This is a genomic window from Paenibacillus soyae, from assembly GCF_024623455.1.
GTDB lineage: Bacteria > Bacillota > Bacilli > Paenibacillales > Paenibacillaceae > Pristimantibacillus > Pristimantibacillus soyae.
This window is the reverse complement of sequence record NZ_JANIPJ010000086.1, coordinates 1-280: the sequence shown is the minus strand read 5'-3', so window position 1 is coordinate 280 and position 280 is coordinate 1. Positions and strand designations below refer to the sequence as shown.

At 37.9% G+C, this 280-nt stretch carries 1 protein-coding gene; it reads right to left on the bottom strand.

Annotated features, from left to right (window positions below; translation table 11 throughout):
• Positions 1-280: DNA topoisomerase (locus tag NQZ67_RS30930; RefSeq protein ID WP_257453185.1), on the bottom strand; the 280-nt coding region annotated here is incomplete at both ends.

Below are 280 nucleotides of genomic sequence, written 5' to 3'. Positions count from 1 at the left end.
AATATTGGCGTGTCTCGTTTCGCTTCGAACCTCGGTAACCAAAGCTTCGACCATGCGTTTCATATTTCTAATAAAAGCGGCAGCTGTAAAAGTTCCTTTTTCGATATCTTTTAGCTGTTTTTCCCAAGAACCCGTAAGTTCAGCCGATTTTATCAATTCATTCTGAATTGTATCAATTAACTGAATTCCGGTTATTGTTGGTAAAACCTGTTTTTTGTTGCGGACAATATACTGACGTTTAAAAAGTGTTTCAATAATATTCGCACGTGTTGACGGACGC